Genomic DNA, 15,933 nt, shown 5'->3' with positions numbered 1-15,933 from the left:
CGCGCAGTTCCCCGCGCCCCTGAAGGCATGCGCTGCGCGCAGCCTTCCCCTGAGCGAGCGGAGCTCGCTTCAGGGGCGCGGGGAACTGCGCGACCAGCCCCCACCGGCCCGCAGCCGGGCTCACAAACGAGGGTCGACCGGCTCCGATTCCAGGGCGAGGATCGCGAAGACCGCCTCGTGGATGCGCCACAGCGGCTCGCCCTCCCCGAGCCGCTCCAGGGCCTCCAGGCCCAACCCGTACTCACGGATCGCCAACGACCGCTTGTGCCCGAGGAACCGCTGCCGCAGCTTCGCCAGGTTCTCCGGCCGCGTGTACTCCGGCCCGTAGACGATCCGGAGGTACTCGCGTCCACGGCACTTGATGCCGGGCTGCACGAGCCGCCCCTTGCCGTCCCTGACCAGCGCCCCGACCGGCTTGACGACCATGCCCTCGCCGCCGCGCCCGGTCATCTCCAGCCACCAGTCGACACCGGCCCGCACCGACTCCGGGTCCCCGGTGTCGACGAACAGCCGCCGCGTGGTCTGCAGCAGCCCGCTGACGTCGTGCTCGACGACCCGGTCGATCAGCGCGAGCTGCTCGTCGTGCGGCAGCCCGGCGAGCGAGCGGCCCCGGGCGGCCAGGATCTGGAAGGGCGCGAGCCGCACCCCGTCGAGCCCGTCCGTGGTCCAGCAGTAGCGCCGGTACGCCTCCGTGAACGCGGCGGCGTCGGCCGCGCGCTCCCGCTGCCGGTCGAGGAGGCCGCCCACGTCGACACCCCGCCCGGCCGCCGCCTCCAGCGCACCCAGCACGCCGGGGAACGCCGCGCCGGACGCCGCGCCCACCGCCGCGTACTGCGAGCGCAGCAGCCCGGACGCCTTCAGCGACCACGGCATCGACTCGGCGTCGAGGAGCAGCCAGTCGGTGTCCAGCTCCTCCCACAGCCCGGCCGCCGTGACGGCGTCCCGCACCCGGCCGAGCACCGCCTCCGTCGTCTCCCGGCTGTCGAAGAACGGGCGGCCGGTACGGGTGTACAGGGACCCGGTGACGCCCGGGTCGTCCACGCCGAACCGCTCCCGCGCCGCCGCCGCGTCCCGGCACACCAGCACCACGGCCCGCGACCCCATGTGCTTCTCCTCGCACACGACCCGGGCCACCCCGTCGGCTGCGTACTGCGCGAACGCCTCGGCCGGGTGCTCCAGGTAGCCCGCCACCTCGGACGTGGCGGTGGGCGCCATCGTCGGCGGCAGGTACGGGACCAGGCGCGGGTCGACCGCGAACCGGCTCATGACCTCCAGCGCCGCCGCCGCGTTCTCCTCGCGGACCGCGACGCGCCCGCCGTGCCGGGTCTCCACGGTCCGGCGGCCGTGCACGTCGGCGAGGTCGAGCGGCCGGCCCTCGTGCCCACCGGGCGCCTCGGTCGCCAGCGGCCTGGCCGGCTCGTACCAGACCCGCTCGGCCGGTACGTCGACGAGCTCGCGCTCCGGCCAGCGCAGCGCGGTGAGCTTGCCGCCGAACACGGCGCCGGTGTCCAGGCAGATGGTGTTGTTCAGCCACGTCGCCGTCGGCACCGGGGTGTGGCCGTAGACCACGGCGGCCTGGCCGCGGTAGTCCTCCGCCCACGGGTAGCGCACGGGCAGCCCGAACTCGTCGGTCTCGCCGGTGGTGTCGCCGTACAGCGCGTGCGAGCGCACCCGGCCCGAGGTCCGCCCGTGGTACTTCTCGGGCAGTCCCGCGTGGCACACGACGAGCTTGCCGCCGTCGAGCACGTAGTGGCTGACGAGGCCGCGGACGAACTCCCGCACCTCGGCCCGGAACTCCTCGCTCTCCGCCGCCAGCTGCTCGACCGTCTCGGCGAGTCCGTGGGTGTGCTGCACCTTGGCGCCCTTGAGCCAGCGGCCCAGCTTGTTCTCGTGGTTGCCGGGCACGCAGAGCGCGGTGCCCGCCTTCACCATCGCCATGACGCGGCGCAGCACGCCCGGGGTGTCGGGCCCGCGGTCGACGAGGTCGCCGACGAAGACCGCGGTGCGCCCCTCGGGGTGCGCGCCGTCCACGTAGCCCAACTTGCCGAGCAGCGTCTCCAGTTCGGCGGCGCAGCCGTGGATGTCGCCGATGATGTCGAACGGTCCTGTGAGGTGCGTCAGGTCGTTGAACCGCTTCTCCCGGACGATGCCCGCGCTCGCCACCTCCTCGGCGCCGCGCAGGACGTGCACCTTGCGGAACCCCTCGCGCTCCAGGTGGCGCAGGGAACGGCGCAGTTCGCGGGTGTGGCGGGTGATGACGCGGCGGGGCATGTCGGCGCGGTCGGTCCGCTGCGCGTTCCGCCGGGCGCACTCGTCCTCCGGGACGTCGAGCACGATGGCGATCGGCAGCACGTCGTGCTTGCGGGCGAGCTCGACCAGCTGACGGCGGCTCTCCTGCTGCACGTTGGTCGCGTCGACCACGGTCAGCCGGCCGGCCTCAAGCCGCTTGCCCGCGATGTAGTGCAGGACGTCGAACGCGTCGCCGCTGGCGCTCTGGTCGTTCTCGTCGTCGGCGACCAGGCCGCGGCAGAAGTCGCTGGAGATGACCTCGGTGGGCTTGAAGTGGGCGCGCGCGAACGTCGACTTGCCCGATCCGGACGCCCCGATCAGGACGACGAGGGCGAGGTCGGTGACGGGCAGCGTCCGCGCGCTGCTGTTCTCGGTGGTGGTCATGCGGCCTTCGCCTCCTTCTCGGTCGTGGTGGTCGGGGTGGTCGGGGTGGTCGTGGTGTCAGGGGCCGCCAGGGTGAACACGGCCATCTGCGTGGGCGGCCCCACCTCGGGGTCGTCGGGTCCGACGGGCTCGTACCGCACCTGGTAGCCGTGCCGTGCGGCCACCCGCTCAGCCCACTCACGGAACTCGGCCCGGGTCCATTCGAAGCGGTGGTCGCCGTGCCGGACGTGGCCGGCGGGGAGGGTCTCCCAGCGCACGTTGTACTCGACGTTCGGCGTGGTCACGAGGACGGTGCGGGGCCGCGCGGAGCCGAACACCGCGTATTCGAGGGCGGGCAGCCGCGGCAGATCGAGGTGCTCGACGACCTCGCTCAGCACGGCGGCGTCATAGCCCTTGAGCCGCTTGTCGGTGTACGCGAGCGAGCCCTGGAACAGCCGCACCCGGGACGCCTGCCGCTCCCCCATGCGGTCCAGCTTGAGCCGGCGGGAGGCGATGGTGAGCGCCCGCACCGACACGTCGACGCCGACGATCTCCGTGAACCGCACGTCCTTGAGCAGCTCCTGCACCAACTGGCCCTGCCCGCAGCCGAGGTCGAGCACCCGGGCCGCCCCGGACTCGCGCAGCGCGGCGAGGATCGCCTCCCGGCGCCGGACGGCCAGCGGCACGGGCCGCTCCTCGGTGTCGGTCCGCTCGTCCACGGCGTTGTCGATCTCCTCGACGGCCGTGTCGTCGGCCTCCGCGAGCCGCACCAGCTCCAGACGTTCCATGGCCTGCCGGGTCAGCGACCAGCGGCGGGACAGATAGCGGCTGGTGATCAGCTTCTGCTCGGGGTGCCCGGCCAGCCAGCCGTCGCCCGCGCGCAGCAGCTTGTCGACCTCGTCGGCCGAGACCCAGTAGTGCTTCGCGTCGTCGAGCACCGGCAGCAGCACGTACAGGTGCCGCAGCGCCTCGGCGAGCCGCAGCTCCCCTTCCAGGACGAGCCGCACGTACCGCGAGTCGCCCCACTCGGGGAACTGCGCGTCCAGGGCCACGGGCTCGATGTGCACCGTCCAGCCGAACGGCTCGAACAGGCTCCGTACCAGGTCGGGGCCGCCGCGGGCCGGCAGTGCGGGCACCTCGATGCGCAGCGGCAACGGCTCCTCGGCCCGCTCGGGGCGCGCCTTGCACACCCCGCGCAGCGCGCTGGAGAAGACGGTGCTCAGGGCGACGGCGAGCAGCGACGACGCGGCGTACGGCCGGTCGTTCACGTACTGGGCGAGTGCCGCGTCCGGGGCACCGGTCTTCCCCTTGCCCTTGCCGCGCCTGACCAGGGCCACCGGATCCACTTCCAGGAGCAGCGCGGCAGTGCACCGCTGCGCGGTCGCCTCGGGGTAGAGGACGTGCGCGGTGCCGTAGGAGGTGGAGAACGCCTGCGCGCTCTCGGGATGCTTGTGCAGCAGGAACCCGAGGTCGGTCGCGGGGCGTTCGGGGGTGCCGGTGGTACTGATCGTCAGGAACACGCCACCCAGTCTCCCCGGTGGGCACGACGGCGACCAGCGAGTTTTCCCGGCCGGGAGCGGCCGCCGGGCATCATGGCGGGTATGGATCTTCGCGTATTCACCGAGCCACAGCAGGGTGCCACCTACGAGACGCTGCTCCGCGTCGCGCAGACGGCCGAGGAGTTGAACTACGGAGCGTTCTTCCGGTCGGACCACTACCTCCACATGGGATCCGTCGACGGGCTGCCGGGGCCCACGGACGCCTGGACGACGCTGGCCGGGCTGGCCCGCGAGACCAAGCGGATCCGGCTCGGCACCCTGATGACCGCGGGTACGTTCCGGCTGCCGGGCGTGCTCGCGATCCAGGTGGCCCAGGTCGACCAGATGTCGGGCGGCCGCGTCGAGCTGGGCCTCGGCTCCGGCTGGTACGCGCAGGAGCACGCCGCGTACGGCATCCCGTTCCCGAAGGAGAAGTTCGGGCGCCTGGAGGAGCAGCTCGCCATCGTGACGGGGCTGTGGGAGACGCCCGTCGGGCAGCGCTTCTCCTTCGACGGCACCTACTACCAGCTGAAGGACTCCCCCGCCCTGCCGAAGCCCGCCCAGTCGCGCGTGCCGGTCCTGATCGGCGGGCACGGCGCCAAGAAGACCCCGGCGCTGGCCGCCCGGTTCGCCACCGAGTTCAACATTCCGTTCGCCTCGATCGCCGACACCGAGCAGCAGTTCAAGCGGGTCAGGGCGGCGGCGGCCGCCCACGGGCGCGCGGACGACGCGCTCGTCTACTCCAACGCCCTCGTCATCTGCGTCGGCCGCACCGACGCCGAGGTGAAGCGGCGCGCGGACGCGATCGGCCGGGACGTCGACGAGCTGAAGGCGAACGGGCTGGCGGGCTCCCCCGCCGAGGTCGTGGAGCGCATCGCCGCGTACCAGGCCGTCGGCTCGCAGCGGATGTATCTCCAGATGCTCGACCTCGACGACCTGGACCACCTGGAGCTCATCGCGGCCGAGGTCGCACCCCAGCTCTCCTGAGCCGCCCTGGGGGCGTCCGGTCCCGGGGCCCGCACCGCCCGTGCGGGCCCCGGTCCTCGAACAGGCGTCAACTCCGCAGGTCCCGCCGGCTCGCGCCGCCCCGGTCGGGTGAAAATGCGTCAACCCGGAACGTGGTGGCGGCCCGCCCCAGTGACCCGGTGCGTCCGGTGATCGTTGGCCGGGGCGGAGCCGGACCGCCCGGCCCCCGCGCCGGCGGTCGCTGCCGGGCGTCACTTGCGTCAACTGCCCTTTCCCCAGCGGAAGGGCGAGGGCCGAGGAGGCCGTCATGTCCCAGGAAGCCGTGCCCGAGCAGGCAGTGCACAAGACACCCGTGCCCGAGCAGCCAGGCGCACCCAAGGGTCTGTTGCAGCAGATGGAGGAGCTGATGGCGGCTCTCAACGCCGATCTGTCGCAGCTCGACGCCGACCTCCAGCAGTCCCCGGGCACGTCGCGTCCGACCGCCGAGGACGTCTGACGGTGCACTTCCCGCCGGGAGCGCCCGCGGACGGGTCAGCTCCCGGTCAGGCCGCCGAGTCCGAGCCGGGTTCCGGTGCGGGCCCGGACAGCCGGCTGTCGTGCTCCGGCAGCCGCCGCAGTATCTCCAGGACGCGGTCCCTGGACTCGTCCGCCGAGTCGATCGCTTCCATGCACTGCCAGTAGGCCCCCTCCTCGAACGATTCGCTCGCCACGCCGACGAGCGCGATCCCCACGTCGCCGAGCAGTGCGCCGAGTCCCGTCAACGCCTGGCGCACCTCGCCCAGTTCGGTCAGCTGCGCCGCCCGTATCCCACCGGCTCCCACCACCGGCACCACGGAACCCCCGCTGCCGCGCGCGCCCGCCTCGGCCAGACCCCGCGCCTCGCCCCGTAATTCCGGCGGCCCGTACATCGCGAGCCGCGCTCCTATCGCCTGTGCGAGTGCCTGTGCCTGCCACGCCTCCCTCATGATGTCCGGCGCGTCCTGGCTCTGCGCCAGGGCCCGTCGGCCGACCCCGATGAGCCGCACCGCATCCATCGCGTCCCCGTCCGTCCTGCCCGAACTCCCTTGTCCACTACCCAGAGTGAAGGTCTGTGCGACGAAAAGCCAGAGGAAGCCCGAAATCTGTGGACACGGAATCCGATGTGGATAATTCTATGACTCCGTAGAGTGACAGAACGGGATCTCTAGCCGCCCTGCGCGGGTGGGACCGGGAACCGGCTCTCGTTGCGGTCGATCTTCGCGGCGAGGGCGGCCAGCGCGTCGATGCCGAGCACCTCGCACAGTTGCAGGAGATAGGCGAGGACGTCGGCGACCTCGTCCTCGACGCGGTGCGCGGACGCCGGGTCGTCCATCACGCGGGCGGACTGCTCGGGGGTCAACCACTGGAAGATCTCGACCAGTTCGGACGCCTCGACGCTGAGCGCCGCGGCCAGGTTCTTCGGCGTGTGGAAGGGCTGCCAGTTCCGCGCGGCGGCGAACCGGGAGAGCCGCTGCTGCAGTGCCGCCACGTCGAGGGGTGCCGGTCCCGGCCGGTCATGGGGTGCGTCTGTCACGGCTTCAGGTCTACCACCGCCGCGCCGTGCGCCCGCGCCGCCCGGTCCGCGCCCGACCCCTCGCCCACCGCGGCGACGAGGCGGATGTGGCCGCGGGCGCACATCCGCGCGGCCAGTTCGGTGAGTGCGGCGCCCTGGGCGGGGTCGAGCCCGCGGTCGAAGCCGTCGGCGAGCACGGTCAGGGTCTGGTAGGCCTCCGGGACCTCGGCGGCCGCGTCGACCGCCAGCACCCGGGGCCCGGTGAGCAGGACGAGGGCGAGGGCCAGGTACCTCAACTCGCCGTCCGCGAGCCGCTCGACGGGGGTGCGCAGTCCGGCGCCGCGCTCGACGACGGCCCGTACGGCGCCGTCCGCGGCGGGCTCGGTGAGCACGTCCACGACGGGTGCCGCGAGTCCCGCGCGGGCCGCGGCGACCAGCAGCGCGTGCCGGGTGCCGCATTCGGCGCGGGTGCGGTGCAGCACCGCCGCGAGGTTGTCGCAGCCGCCGAGCAGCCGGTCGGCGCGGACCGGCACCGGGGCGCGCATCCGCGCGGGGTCCGGGTCGCAGGCGAACGCCGAGCGCAGGCCGACGACCGTCTGCTCCGCCGCGGCGAGGACCCGGCGCTGCCCCTCCGTGCGGCCCGACACCCGCAGTGGGAGGAGGGCCGTGCCGAGGAGGTCGTCGGGGAGCGGGGCCCGGGTGACCGGCACGGAGCCCGCGGTGTGCCAGGCGGCCTGGACGTCGCGGCGGCCCGGGTCGCGCAGGGCGGTCTCCAGGTAGGTGATGCCGGGGCCGGTCAACCGCTCGCCCACGATGCGCAGTTCGGGCTCGGCCTGCACCGCGAGGTCGAGCCTGACGGGTCCGGCGGGGCCCGCGACGGTGCAGCCGATCCGGAATCCGCGACGCTGCTGGGCGTCGGGGCGGGCCCGTTCGGGAACGTGTCCGCGCGGGTCGGGGAACACCTCGGCCAGCTCCGCCCCGCCGCTCAGCCGGGCGAGCGCCCCCAGCGCCCGCAGCGCGCTGGTCTTTCCGCTGCCGCTCGGTCCGGTGAGGACGGTGAAGGGGGCGAGGGGGACGGTGACGCCGCGGTGGCCGGCGAAAGCCGAGAGCCGCAGTTCGGTCACGCACGGGCGGTCCGGGGACGCGTCGGGTAACGGGGACGCGCCCCGCAGGAGCACGGTCATGCCGCGAACGTAGGCGGGAAGGCCACCGCAGAACCGTTTTTCCGCGATGACCTTCCTACGATCGGGGGACTATGCCGCCCGGAATTGCCGGAACACCCGGACCGGTCCCGCGTCGCGTGAACCGACCCTGCGTCGCGCGAACCGGCCCCGCCGCCCCCTTGAGAACCGGTCCCGCCGCTACGAGAGGGCGCCCGCCCCGGCCACCAGCCCCTGGACCTCCGTGCCGGGCGGCGCCAGCAGGAAGACGTTGCGGTCGACGCGGTGCATGCCGCAGCCGAGGCCGAGGACCACGCCGCTGCTGAAGTCCAGGACCCGCTTGGCGACTTCGGTCTCGGCCCCGGTCAGGTCCAGCAGGACCGGGATGCCCGACATCACGGTCTCGGCGACCTCGCGGGCGTCGCCGAAGACGTTCACCCGCAGCACGACGAAGCGGCGGCGCGGCTCCGTCTCCACTTCCGGCATCGCCCGGTGGTCGACCGCTGACGGCCACTCATTGCGGCTGCGCAGCGGTACGACCTGGGCGAGCCCTTCCCACTGTTCGTCGGTGACGTCGTGGCCGTTCACTGCCCCCACCCCGTCCGGGCTCGCACTGTTGTCTGCACCGGCCAATTCTTACGCCATGTCACCCGTTCAGCCCAACACCGACACGGACCAGGCCCTAAGCCGCAAGGGACACGGCCTCCACCGCGGGCACCCGCACCCCGCGCCGGGCCGTCGCCAGGCTGGTGACCAGTGTGGCCGCCGTGGCAATGGCCACCACCGTGATCCAGATGCCGAGGCCCTGCCCGGGAAGGAGTCCGTCGGTGCGCACGGCGGTGAACGGGAGGATGCCCGCCAGCGCCGCGAGTGTGCCGAAGAACACTCCGGTGACGGTGAGGACGACGCCCTCCACGGCGACGGTTCCCAGCACTTGGGCCGGGGTCGCACCGGCGAGGCGCTGCTGGCCGAACTCCCGGACGCGGTAGGACGTGGCGGCGTACAGGGAGTTGATCAGCATGATGCAGGCGAAGACGACGATGATGCCGACCACGGTGAAGTTGAGCGTCTCGAGGTTCTTGTCCTCGATCGACCTGGTCAGCCCCGAGGCCTCGATCGCGTCGTTCTCGACGGCCTGCATGTACAGCGTCGCGGTGGCCATGCCGGTGAACAGGATCAACGGCATGAGGACGCCGGAGAGTTCGGCCGCGCGCTGTCGCATGTTCCGTACGGTCAGATAGCCGCTCGCGCCGGTGAGGGCGGTCACCAGGGGTTCGACGCGGCCGAGGACGGTGCGCAGCAGGCGCGTCGAGACGAGGGCGAAGCCGACGGAGAGCAGGATCGCCCCGTAGGCCGGTGCCGCCATGAGCGCGGCGTCGGTGGCCTTCATGGCGAACGTGGAGCAGACGGCGAGCGCGCCGACGGCCAGTGCCGCCCAGGACGCGACCGTGCGGGCCCGGCCCGGCTTCCGGCGGCCGCCCGCCGCCGCCCTGGTGGCCCGGCGCACGGCGAGGAACGCGGCGCCGGCCGCGGCCAGGACGGTGACGTCGATGCCGGACATGAGGGCGATCGGGCCGAAGGAGGGGTCGACGGAGTCGGCGACCTGGCCGCTGTCCTTGAACACGTCGAGCAGGATCCGGCCGCCGAGCATCGCGGGGCCGATCGCGAGGAGCGCGCCCACCAGGGCCACGGCGACCGCCTCGCCGACGACCATCCGCTTGATCTGGGCCGGGGTGGCGCCCGTGCTGCGCAACAGGTCGATCTCCTCGGTGCGTTGGCGGACGTTGACCGTCAGCGTCGAGGCGACCGCGAAGAAGACGAGCAGGGTGCCGTAGCCGCCGACGACGCTCGCCGCGGTGGTGAGCGTGTCCGAGCTGACCTTGTCGACGCCGTTCGCGCCGGCCGTGTCGTGCATCGAGTTGAACGTCATGATGATCGCCGCGCCGAGGAAGGCGGACAGGAGGGTCGCGAGGAAGCGGCCGGGGCGCTGGCGTACGGAGCGGGCCGCGAGGCCGAGCATCGTGAACACGGCTCACACCCCCGCCGTCACGTCGTCGCCGAGGTGCGCGAGGCGTTCGGCGACCGCGTCGGCCGTCGGCGCCGTGAGACGGCCCGCGAGGCGGCCGTCGGCGAGGAACTGGACGGCGTCCGCGTACGAGGCGGCGACCGGGTCGTGCGTCACCATCACCACGGTCCTGCCGTGCACCCGCACCGCTTCCCTCAGGAGGCCCAGCACGTCGCGGGCGCTGCGGGTGTCGAGGGCGCCGGTCGGCTCGTCGGCGAAGACCACGGACGGCTCGGTGACCAGGGCGCGGGCGATGGCGACGCGCTGGCGCTGGCCGCCGGAGAGCTGGTCGGGCCGGTGGCCGAGCCGGTCGCCGAGGCCGACGGAGCCGAGGATCCGCTCGACCCGGCTTCGGTCGACGCGCCGGCCCGCGAGCTTGAGCGGCAGGATCGTGTTCTGGGCGACGGTGAGCGTCGGCAGCAGGTTGTACTGCTGGAAGACGAAGCCGACGCGGGTGCGGCGGAACTTGGTGAGCTGCGCCTCGCTGCGGACCGGGCCGGTGCCGCCGGTCATCTCCTCGCCGTCGACGACGACGAGGCCGCTGTCGGGGCGGTCGAGTCCGGCGGCGCAGTGCAGCAGCGTCGACTTGCCGGAGCCGGACGGTCCCATCACCGCCGTGAACGTGCCGGTGGGCAGGGACAGGGTGATGTCGTCGAGGGCCCTGACCGTGGCGCCCTCGGTGTCGCCCGCGCCGTACGTCTTGGTGACCTTCACCAGGCGCAGCGCCTCGGCGCGCCCGGTGTCGTGCGTCGTTCGGTGCTGGTGTCGCGTCATCGCCGATCCCCTCGTCCGGCGCACTCTGCGCCTCTCCTCAGACGCTAGGGACGGCGGGCCGCGGAGGCATTGGGCGTACGGCCCGGAGCAGGGGTGTTCCTATGTACACCCCCGTCCTACGGGTGTCCGCCCGACCGGGCCAGCCACCGGCCCTCGTGCCGGGTCACCTCGATGGGGCGGCCGAAGCAGGTCGTCATGCGGTCCGCGGTCAGGACCTCGTCGACGGGGCCGCGGGCCAGCACCCGGCCCTCGCGCAGGAGGAGGGCGTGGCTGATCGCCGGGGAGAGCTCCTCCAGGTGGTGGGTGACCGTCACGGTCGCCAACTCCGGGCGGCTGTCCGCCAGTTGGCGCATGGTGTCGATGAGGTCCTCGCGGGAGGGCAGGTCGAGCGCGTTGAACGGCTCGTCGAGCAGGAGCAGCGCCGGGTCCGCCATCAGCGCGCGGGCGATGAGGATGCGGGCGCGCTGGCCGCCGGAGCAGACGCCGTACGGGCGGTCGGCGAGTTCCTTGATCTGGAGTTCGGCGAGGAGCGCGTGGGCGCGGTCGCGCACCTCGGTGTCGTACGCCTTCCAGAGCGGCTGCACGGTGCCGGTGTGGCCGGTCAGGACGACGGTGTGGCCGGGCAGGTCCTGGGGGACGCGCTGGGAGGTGGAGACGTGGCCGATGTGGGCGCGCAGTTCGCGGACGTCGACCCGGCCGAGCCGGTGGCCGAGGACCTCGACGGTGCCGGTGGTCGGGAAGGTCGTGGCGCCGACGAGTCGCAGGATGCTGGTCTTGCCCGCGCCGTTGGGGCCAAGCAGGGCCCAGTGCTCGCCGGAGCGGACCTGCCAGTCGATGGCGTCGAGGATGACCTGGCCGGTGGTGAGGCGGCGCATGCTCGCGCCGTCGAGGGCCGCCACGAGGCGGCTGCCGCCGGTGTCCTCGCCCGCCGCCCGGTTCCCGGTGTCCTTGTCGCTCATCAGCGCCTCCCGATGCGTCGCGTTCCGGACGGACAGTAGCTGTAGTCGGCATGTATCGACCGGAGTGTCCGAGTCCTGGACCGGTGGGCCGGAGTCCGGGCTCCCGTCGGGGGCCGGGGGTCCACCGGTCGGTGGACGCCAGGTTCCACCGGCCGCCGCTGTCGCCGCCCCGGCCCGCCCGACCAGCATGGACGTCATGACCAACTACCCCGTACACATGGCTCGTTGGAGCGCGGGACATCCGTGGCGCGCGATCGCCGGATGGTTCCTGTTCGTCGTCCTCTGCCTCGGTGCCGGCATCGCCGCCGGGTCGAACCCGGCCACCTCGGCGGACTTCGGTGTCGGTGAGGCCGGCCGCGGTGAGGCGATCGCCCGGGCGGGCGGTCTCGCGCAGCGGCCCGTGGAGCGGGTGCTGATCGAGCACAGGACCGGCGGCGCCGCCCTGGACCGGGCGGCGGGCGGCGCCGTCGCCCGGGACGTCGCGGACCGGATGCGGAAGCTGCCCGAGGTGCGGTCCGTGGCCGCGCCCGTGTGGTCGAAGGACGGCCGGGCGGTCCGGGTCGACGTCACCATGGCGGGCGCCGAGCTCGACGGGAAGAAGCACGTCGACCCGTTGCGCGCGCAGACCGCCGCCGTGCAGCGGGCCCATCCGGAGCTGCGGGTCGAGGAGACCGGCGGGCCGACCATCAGCCAGGGCGTCGACAAGCTGCGCGGCAGCGATCTGTCCCGCACCGAGCTGATCGCCCTGCCCATCACACTGCTCACGCTGCTCTTCGTGTTCCGGTCGGTCGCGATGGCGACCGTGCCGCTGCTGCTCGCGCTGTCCTCGATCGTCGCGTCGGTGGGCCTGTCGATGCTGGCCTCGCACGTCTTCCCCGACGCGGGCGTCGGCACGAACGTCCTGCTGCTGATCGGGCTCGCCGTCGGCGTCGACTACACGCTGTTCTACCTGAAGCGGGAGCGGGAGGAACGGGCCCGTTCGGGCGGGACGCTGAGCCCGCGGGCGCTCGTCGAACTGGCCGCGGCGACCTCCGGCCGTGCGGTGGTGCTGTCCGGTCTCGCGGTCGCCGTCTCCAGCGCCACGCTGTACCTCGCCGACGACGTGATCTTCTCGTCGATCGCCACCGCGGCGATCGTCGTGACGCTCGTCGCCGTGGTCAGCTCGCTGACCGTGCTGCCCGCGCTGCTCGTGAAGATCGGTGCGCGGGCCGAGCGGCGGGCGGCCCGCAAGGGCCGCACGGCGGCAGTGCCCAGGAAGCCGGAGGTGCGGCACAACGCGCTGCTGCGGTTCACCGCCCGCCGGCCCGCCGCCGTGCTGACCGTCGCCGTCGTCGCGCTGCTCGCCCTCGCGGCGCCGCTGCTCGGCATGAAGCTGACCGACATGGGCCGCGAGACCCACTCGCGACAGACCCAGGGGATGCCCGCCTTCGACCGGCTCAACGCGGCGTTCCCCGAGGTCAAGGCCATGCACCAGATCGTCGTCCGGGCCGGTGCGGACCGCGCGGACGAGGTGGCCGGCGCGCTGCGCGACCTCGCCGACCGGGTGCGGCACGACCCCGGCACGAACGGCACGTACACCCTGCGCACCTCGGCCGACCGCCGTGTCACCTCGCTCGTCCTGCCGGTCCCCCACTACGTGAGCACGGGCCCCGCGCAGGAATCCCTGGAGCGGCTGCGGGAACGCTACGTCCCGGACACCGTGGGCCGGTTGAGCGGTGCGGTGGAGACCGCCGTGACCGGGGACGTCGCCCGGTACGCCGACTATCCCGCGCACCAGAAGCAGAAGCTGCCGCTGATCATCGGGGCGCTGCTGCTGGTGACGTTCGCGATGACGGTGTGGGCGTTCCGCTCGGTGGTGCTCGGGCTGGTCGGCGTCGCGCTGAACCTGCTGTCGGCGGGCGCGTCGCTGGGCGTGCTCACCCTGACGTTCCAGGGGAGTTGGGCCGAGGGACTGCTCGACTTCGACTCGACGGGGTCGATCGGCTCGCGGGTGCCGCTGTTCCTCTTCGTGATCCTCTTCGGGCTCTCCATGGACTACCAGGTGTTCGTGATCAGCCGGATCCGGGAGGCCGCGCTGCGCGGAGCGGGGACGCGGCGGGCCGTGCTGGACGGGGTGGGCAGTTCGGCGGGCGTGGTGACGAGTGCGGCGTTCGTGATGGTGACCGTGTTCGCGAGCTTCGTGTCGCTGCACTTCATCGAGATGAAGCAGATCGGTTTCGCGCTCGCGGTGGCCGTGCTGCTCGACGCCTTCGTGATCCGGGTGCTGATCCTGCCCGCGCTCATGCTGCTGCTGGGCGTGGCGAGTTGGTGGCCGTCCCGGGGGCCGGCGCGGGCCCTGCGGGAGCGGTCGAAAGCCCCGGCAGGCGCGGACCTCGCGAACGTAGGCTGATCACCATGGACAGCAGCCGGCAGCCCGTCGTCGCCCCGCTCGCCCTCGTGCCCGTCGCGCACCGCTGGAACGCGGTGGTGTGGGTGCTGTGCGGTCTGCTGCCGCCCGCCCTCGCGGTGGTGGACGAGCCGGCCGGCACGAAGTACCCGACGTACGTGCTGCTGGCCGCGCTGACCTTCGCCTACGCGGCCGTGGCGATGTTCCCCGGGCGGCCGTTGCTGCGGCCGGCCGCCTATCTGACGGTCCTGGCCGCCGGGCTCGGCGCCGTCTCGTACGCGATGGGCAGCGGCGCCGCCCTGTTCATCGTGTCGCTGCCGCACTTCTGGATCTACGCGTCCGGGCCGGTGGCGGCACTCTCCTTCAGCGGGGCCGGGGCGGCCCTGACGGTCCTCGGCACGATCGCGGGACGCGAGCCGCATTCCGCGGTGCTGTCCGGGAACGTGCTGTTCACGGTGATCGGGTACGTGGCCGGGGCGGGGGTGGGCCTGCTGGTGCAGCGGGTGGCCGAGCAGGGGGACGCGCGGGCCCGGCGGCTCGCCGACGAACTCGTCGACACGCAGCGGGAGTTGGCCGAGGCCCACCGGATGCAGGGCGCGGCGCACGAGCGGGAGCGGATGGCCCGGGAGATCCACGACACCCTCGCGCAGGGGTTCGCCTCCATCGTGGTCCTCGCGGAGGCGGCGCGCGCCGGCCTCGCGTCCGAACCGGCCCGGGCGGCCCAGCAGTTGACGTCGATCGAGCAGACGGCGCGGGAGAACCTCGCGGAGGCGCGGATCCTCGTCGGCGCCGGGCCCGCGCCGGGCGGGGTCGTCCAGGGCTCGGTGGCGGGCACGCTGCGCCGCACCCTGGACCGGTTCGCCGAGGACACCGGCACCGCCGTCGACGCCGAGCTGCCGGACGACGTGGAGTGCGACCAGCAGACCCGCATCGCGCTGCTGCGCTGCACCCAGGAGTCCCTCGCCAACGTCCGCAAGCACGCCGCCGCGTCGACCGTGATCGTGGTGCTCACCCGGACCGCGTACGGCATCGAGCTCGAACTCACCGATGACGGGCGCGGGTTCGACGTGGGGGCGGCGCGCGGCTTCGGTCTCGACGGGATGCGCAGGCGGCTCGCCGAGCTCGGCGGCGAGCTGTCCGTCACCAGTTCGCTGGGCGACGGCACCCGGATCCTCGTCTCCCTGCCCGCTTCCCACGACCCCGACGACCACGGCCACGACCGTGACCACCAGGAGCTCTCATGACCAGTCAGGAATCCGCCGTCCTGCGGGTCGTCGTGGTCGACGACCACACGGTGATGCGCGCCGGGGTCGTCGCGCTGCTCGCGCCGGACCCGGGCATCGAGGTGGTGGGCGAGGCGGACGACGGGCGGGCCGGTGTCGAACTCGTCGAACGGCTGGTCCCCGACGTGGCGTTGCTCGATCTGCGGATGCCCGTCCTGGACGGGGTCGCGGCGACCCGGGACATCGTGGCGGGGCCCAGCGGCACCCGCGTCCTGATCCTGACGACGTACGACACGGACACCGAGATCGAGCACGCGGTGGAGGCGGGCGCGATCGGCTATCTGCTCAAGGACACCTCGCGCGAGCAGCTCGTCGACGCGATCCGCTCGGCGGCGCGCGGCGAGACGGTGCTCGCGCCGCGCGTCGCCCAGAAGCTCGTCGCGAAGATGCGGCGTCCGGTGCAGGCGGCGCTCACCTCGCGCGAGGTGGACGTCCTGAAGGCGGTCGCGGACGGCCTGTCCAACGCGGACATCGGCAGGCGGCTGGTGATCGGCGAGGCGACCGTGAAGACGCACCTGCTGCGCGTCTTCGCGAAGCTCGACGTGAGCGACCGGACGCGGGCGGTGGTCGTGGCGATGGAGCGGGGGCTGCTGGAGGGGCCGGGGGCGCGCTGAGCGAT

The 15,933-nt window shown here is 73.3% G+C and carries 14 protein-coding genes; 5 read left to right on the top strand and 9 right to left on the bottom strand.

From position 1 onward, the window contains the following. Window positions 1–120: 120 nt before the first annotated feature. Together RBJ77_RS14210 and RBJ77_RS14205 are read right to left on the bottom strand one after the other, a co-directional pair. A complete protein-coding gene (locus tag RBJ77_RS14210; RefSeq protein WP_372345339.1) occupies window positions 121–2,673 on the bottom strand; it encodes a polynucleotide kinase-phosphatase in 2,553 nt (850 codons plus the stop codon). After that, window positions 2,670–4,172 carry a 3' terminal RNA ribose 2'-O-methyltransferase Hen1 gene (locus RBJ77_RS14205; RefSeq protein WP_372345338.1) on the bottom strand — a complete coding sequence of 501 codons (1,503 nt, stop codon included), beginning with the start codon at window positions 4,170–4,172 and terminating at the stop codon, window positions 2,670–2,672. Before RBJ77_RS14205 ends, RBJ77_RS14210 begins: the two co-directional genes overlap by 4 nt. 81 nt (window positions 4,173–4,253) lie before the next feature. On the opposite strand from RBJ77_RS14205, the gene RBJ77_RS14200 reads away from it, so the two are divergent. Together RBJ77_RS14200 and RBJ77_RS14195 are read left to right on the top strand one after the other, a co-directional pair. Further along, on the top strand, window positions 4,254–5,177 hold the full coding sequence (locus RBJ77_RS14200; RefSeq protein WP_372345337.1) for an LLM class F420-dependent oxidoreductase: 924 nt from the start codon (window positions 4,254–4,256) through the stop codon (window positions 5,175–5,177). A 286-nt stretch (window positions 5,178–5,463) separates the two neighbouring features. Then, the gene (locus RBJ77_RS14195; RefSeq protein ID WP_372345336.1) at window positions 5,464–5,652 is read left to right on the top strand and encodes a hypothetical protein; all 189 of its coding nucleotides are present in this window, start codon (window positions 5,464–5,466) and stop codon (window positions 5,650–5,652) included. Window positions 5,653–5,698: 46 nt separating this feature from the next. Here RBJ77_RS14195 and RBJ77_RS14190 read toward each other — a convergent pair whose 3' ends face one another. From RBJ77_RS14190 to RBJ77_RS14160, 7 genes are all read right to left on the bottom strand, one after another. Next, complete coding sequence (locus RBJ77_RS14190; RefSeq protein WP_372345335.1) at window positions 5,699–6,190, bottom strand: DUF6099 family protein; 492 nt, start codon at window positions 6,188–6,190, stop codon at window positions 5,699–5,701. Between the two features lie 149 nt (window positions 6,191–6,339). Further along, entirely contained in the window at window positions 6,340–6,708 is a 369-nt protein-coding gene (locus tag RBJ77_RS14185; RefSeq protein WP_372345334.1) for a nucleotide pyrophosphohydrolase, read from the bottom strand. Then, window positions 6,705–7,871 carry an AAA family ATPase gene (locus RBJ77_RS14180; protein WP_372345333.1) on the bottom strand — a complete coding sequence of 389 codons (1,167 nt, stop codon included), beginning with the start codon at window positions 7,869–7,871 and terminating at the stop codon, window positions 6,705–6,707. Before RBJ77_RS14180 ends, RBJ77_RS14185 begins: the two co-directional genes overlap by 4 nt. A 177-nt stretch (window positions 7,872–8,048) precedes the next feature. Further along, on the bottom strand, window positions 8,049–8,435 hold the full coding sequence (locus RBJ77_RS14175) for a cell division protein SepF (RefSeq protein ID WP_255980103.1): 387 nt from the start codon (window positions 8,433–8,435) through the stop codon (window positions 8,049–8,051). A 94-nt stretch (window positions 8,436–8,529) separates the two neighbouring features. Then, the gene (locus RBJ77_RS14170; protein WP_372345461.1) at window positions 8,530–9,867 is read right to left on the bottom strand and encodes an FtsX-like permease family protein; all 1,338 of its coding nucleotides are present in this window, start codon (window positions 9,865–9,867) and stop codon (window positions 8,530–8,532) included. Window positions 9,868–9,879: 12 nt separating this feature from the next. Next, complete coding sequence (locus RBJ77_RS14165) at window positions 9,880–10,686, bottom strand: ABC transporter ATP-binding protein (RefSeq protein WP_372345332.1); 807 nt, start codon at window positions 10,684–10,686, stop codon at window positions 9,880–9,882. Between the two features lie 116 nt (window positions 10,687–10,802). Next, on the bottom strand, window positions 10,803–11,645 hold the full coding sequence (locus tag RBJ77_RS14160; protein WP_372345331.1) for an ABC transporter ATP-binding protein: 843 nt from the start codon (window positions 11,643–11,645) through the stop codon (window positions 10,803–10,805). Between the two features lie 196 nt (window positions 11,646–11,841). On the opposite strand from RBJ77_RS14160, the gene RBJ77_RS14155 reads away from it, so the two are divergent. Genes RBJ77_RS14155 through RBJ77_RS14145 form a run of 3 tightly spaced genes read left to right on the top strand, consistent with a single transcriptional unit; the run spans window position 11,842 to window position 15,928 of the window. Then, window positions 11,842–14,034 (top strand): MMPL family transporter, encoded by a 2,193-nt coding sequence (locus RBJ77_RS14155; protein ID WP_372345330.1) that lies wholly within the window; start codon window positions 11,842–11,844, stop codon window positions 14,032–14,034. A gap of 5 nt (window positions 14,035–14,039) precedes the next feature. Next, on the top strand, window positions 14,040–15,275 hold the full coding sequence (locus RBJ77_RS14150) for a sensor histidine kinase (RefSeq protein WP_372345329.1): 1,236 nt from the start codon (window positions 14,040–14,042) through the stop codon (window positions 15,273–15,275). Further along, the gene (locus RBJ77_RS14145; RefSeq protein WP_372345328.1) at window positions 15,272–15,928 is read left to right on the top strand and encodes a response regulator; all 657 of its coding nucleotides are present in this window, start codon (window positions 15,272–15,274) and stop codon (window positions 15,926–15,928) included. Before RBJ77_RS14150 ends, RBJ77_RS14145 begins: the two co-directional genes overlap by 4 nt. Window positions 15,929–15,933: the final 5 nt, after the last annotated feature.

Source organism: Streptomyces sp. KL116D, assembly GCF_030766975.1.
Classification (GTDB): Bacteria; Actinomycetota; Actinomycetes; order Streptomycetales; family Streptomycetaceae; genus Streptomyces; species Streptomyces longispororuber_A.
The sequence above is the reverse complement of the archived record's forward strand: the minus strand, read 5'-3'. Positions and strand labels throughout refer to the sequence as shown.